Origin of the sequence: Streptomyces mutomycini (assembly GCF_001700505.1) — a bacterium.
In the GTDB taxonomy this organism is placed as follows: Bacteria; Actinomycetota; Actinomycetes; order Streptomycetales; family Streptomycetaceae; genus Streptomyces; species Streptomyces mutomycini.
Window position 1 is genome coordinate 1 of record NZ_MAPV01000313.1, and the last position, 3364, is coordinate 3364.

A 3364-nucleotide genomic window follows, 5' to 3' on the forward strand; every position below is an offset into this window, starting at 1 on the left:
CCCGGCTGTGCGCCTACGCCGGGGGCGCGGCCCGTTTCACGGCGTAGGCGCACAGCCGGGTCCCATAGAGGTCCAGGGCGTCGTCGGGGTCCTCGTCGTAGTGGGCGGCCACCTCGGACCACCGGTCCCACGCGTAGAGGCGGGCGTGGCGGCGGTCGTCGTCCGTACGGGCGGGAGCGTCGGCACGGCGGTTGTCCAGCCAGCGCTGCCACTCCTGGTGAGCGGCGGGGTCGGCCGTGAGCTCCTTGTCCGGCCGGCGGACCGTCTCGGCCCGCCGGTCCCGGGCGAGAGCGGCGGTGATGTACGCGGCCGGGCGTGCGGGACGCCAGTCGACGGCCAGGCCGGTGAGCTCGGCCGCGATGTCATGAGCATCCAGGCCCCGGTCGATCAGCGGGCGCAGCGCGAAGGCCAGCCGACGGAGCCCTTCCGGCTGGGTCCAGCCGACGAGCGGCCGGACCTGTCGGGCGAGCCCGATGTCGCGGGCCACCTGCCACGGGTGACGGAGCGACGGACTGCCACCGCTTCCGGATCTCCTGGTGCTCCGGTTCGGCCGAGTGTTCCGGCCCGCTCCGCAGTCGGTACGGCGCCGGGGCGATGCCGCCCTCGCGTGCGCGCGCGAGGTGTAGTTGAGCCCCCCATCCAGTTCAGCAGCAGGTACGTCGTGGTGGGTCCCAGGAGAATGGGGTGCACGTCCTGCGGAGCCACTCGTGAGTGAGGTGTTGTTGCCTACCGGGTGAGCCTTCGCGCGGATGGCCCTCGCCGCGAGCGTCCTCCCCTCGTCCGTCACTCCGAGCACCCGGGCGTCGTAGCCGGTGCCGGCGAGCCGGTGCCCCATCGCCTCGTCGTACGCGGCCGGGATCGTCGCCGCGTAGACCGTCGCTGTGGCCGTGTACGGGCGACCCGGCAGCCGCAGGTTCTTCTTCGTCCCGTGCCGGTGCCATGCCAACGCGCCCAGCTCCCGCAGCACCCGCACATGGCGCTTCACCGTCGACGTCGACACTCCGCACCGGGCGGCCGTGCCCTCGAGGTCGTACAGGACGCGACCCAGCCGGTAGTCCATCCGCGCCGCGAGGTCCCGGGCCACGTCGAGCGTGGTTCCACCCGCGCGAGGGTGCAGGCCGGCGCCGACCAGCCACGTCACGGCGCGCAGCCAGGTGCGAGGCTGGGCATGCCGGGCCGGGGTCGTCGCGGCTTCCTGCAGGGCGTTGGGCACGGGTGCCCAAGCCGGATCCGGGCATGCCGGAGGAGCGCAGCGCGAAGCCGCGCCGGTGGTACGGAGCATCACGGTCCGTCGGGGTAGGGCGGACCGATGACCGGTCCTGCCGGTGAATCACGGCCGGCGGTCAGGCCTGAATCGCCGTGCGAGCGCGCGCGGAGCACGCGGGTGCTTCGGGTGGCCGGGCAGGCCCGGGCGGTGCAGGCACGTGCGTTTCGGCAGCGGCGTGTGGAGCGTTACACGGTGATCGCGACGGCCCCCGCGAGGGTGAACCACACCGTCTTGTGGCGGGGGGTGCAGCACCCGCAGACGTTCGACCCCCACGCCGAGGCAAGCTCCTCCAGGAGGAAGAGCCCCCACCCGCCATCCCCTTGGGCGTCGCTGCGGACCCCGCCCGCCGCAGGCGCGGTCCAGGGCTTGTCGTCGGTGACGGAGACGGTCACGTGCTCCTGGCCGACGGTCACGTGTACGCGGATCAGAGGCGTGCACGTGTGGCGGTGGGCGTTGGCCACCACCTCGGTGACACACAGACGGGCGTCGTCGACGATTCCGCTGTGCGGGGTGCCGGTGAGCAGTGACGTGACGAAGTCGCGTGCGATCCCCGCCGAGCGCGCGGTGTTGGGCAGGGAGAGCCGGTAGCCCTCACCGTCCTGACGGTGCGGTGACGCGGAGGGTGCGGTGGTGTGGACGCTGGTCATGTCGTTCTCCCCACGTGGTGCGCTCCGAACCGGCGCGCTGCTCGTTGACCGTGGTGGTGGCCGTACGGACGCACCTGTCTCAAGGGGCGCTTGCACGACTGCACTTCGGGCGTAAGGCATGTGGTGCGGTGTCTTGACGGAGCCATCCATGGTTCATAACTAGTGATACGGCATCCGATAATTTGAGTAACGATCGTCCTGTGGATTGGGTACGGCCACACTGAGATCCGATGAGAGGAGGCTCCGATGCCACCAAGGAAGCTGCTCACGGTGCGGCAGCGCCGACTGGGCTCCGAGCTGCGCAGAGTCAGAGAGCATGCAGGCCTGACGCTGGCCCAGGCCGCAGAGCGCTTGGGAGCAGATCGCACCACCATCAGCAACACCGAATCCGGGCGATTCGGGGTGAGCCCTCAGCGGGTACGGGCGTGGGCCGGCCACTACAAGTGCCCTGACGCGGCATACGTCGATGCTCTCGCCGCCATGGCTGCGGAGCGGGTGAGCGGTTGGTGGGAGCATCACCGTGGCGAGCTGTCCAGCGACGCGCTCGATCTGGCCGAGTTGGAGCACCACGCTGCTGCCATTCGATCTGTGCAGGTCATGTATATGCCTGGCTTGCTCCAGACCGAGGGCTATGCCCGCAGTGTCTTCGCCGAGAGTGTTCCGCCGCCCGACCCGGCGCGCCAACGGCGGCAGGTATCCCACCGGCTGCAACGCCGCGATGTCCTGGACCGGCAGGATCCGCTCGCCTGCGTGTTCCTGATTCACGAGGCCGCGCTACGAATGACCTACGGAAACCCGGCCGTGGCGCGCGGCCAGCTCGCGCACCTGCTGCACGAATCCGACCGTGACAACGTCACCGTCCGAGCGATCCCCTTCGCTGCGGGCGGTTTCCCGTTCGCGAGCAGTTCGGCACACTACGTGTACGGGCCCGTGCAGCAACTGGACACCGTGCAGGTGGACACCGCGACCGGTTCGTCATTCCTCGATGCGGAAACGAGTCTGGTGAACTGGCGGGTCGCGCTGGACCGGACCGAGGAGCGGTCACTCGACCCGGTTCGTTCGCGGGGCTTCATTCGAAAGATCGCACAACAAGTATGAAGGCGTGGGGGTCATGGAAATCCAGTGGCGCAAGTCCTCGAAGTCCTCGAACGCCGAGGGCTCCGACTGCCTCGAACTGGCCGAGCACGACGGCGAGATACTGCTGCGTGAGAGCGATCACCCGGACGTGGTCGTCCGCACCACTCGTGCCAAGCTCCGAGCCTTTCTCGGAGGTGCGAAGGAGGGCGAGTTCGACGATCTGGCCTGAGCGGACGCGCACTCGGGCCCAGGGCCCGGTGGTGCTCACACCACCGGCGGCGGCTGCGGTGCCCCCGGCAGGCGGATCACGGCCGTGGTGCCGCCGCCCTCCGCCGGGTGCAGGCCGATCTCCCCGCCCGCCTGCTGGACCGTG

At 70.3% G+C, this 3364-nt stretch carries 5 protein-coding genes; 2 read left to right on the forward strand and 3 right to left on the reverse strand.

Translation table 11 applies throughout. The features are described from left to right. Window positions 1–13: 13 nt before the first annotated feature. On the reverse strand, window positions 14–1213 hold the full coding sequence (locus BFF76_RS30085; protein ID WP_065849492.1) for a hypothetical protein: 1200 nt from the start codon (window positions 1211–1213) through the stop codon (window positions 14–16). Between the two features lie 239 nt (window positions 1214–1452). Continuing rightward, entirely contained in the window at window positions 1453–1914 is a 462-nt protein-coding gene (locus BFF76_RS30090) for an ATP-binding protein (RefSeq protein ID WP_065849493.1), read from the reverse strand. A gap of 246 nt (window positions 1915–2160) precedes the next feature. Between BFF76_RS30090 and BFF76_RS30095 the strand changes: the two genes are divergently transcribed. Continuing rightward, window positions 2161–3012, forward strand: coding sequence for a helix-turn-helix domain-containing protein (locus tag BFF76_RS30095; RefSeq protein WP_065849494.1), 852 nt, complete (start codon window positions 2161–2163; stop codon window positions 3010–3012). Between the two features lie 13 nt (window positions 3013–3025). Next, a complete protein-coding gene (locus BFF76_RS30100) occupies window positions 3026–3220 on the forward strand; it encodes a DUF397 domain-containing protein (protein ID WP_065849495.1) in 195 nt (64 codons plus the stop codon). Between the two features lie 35 nt (window positions 3221–3255). Here the strand turns inward: BFF76_RS30100 and BFF76_RS34260 are convergent. Further along, window positions 3256–3364, reverse strand: a 109-nt coding sequence (locus BFF76_RS34260; RefSeq protein WP_141695703.1) for a HAMP domain-containing histidine kinase, incomplete at its 5' end; no start/stop codon positions are given.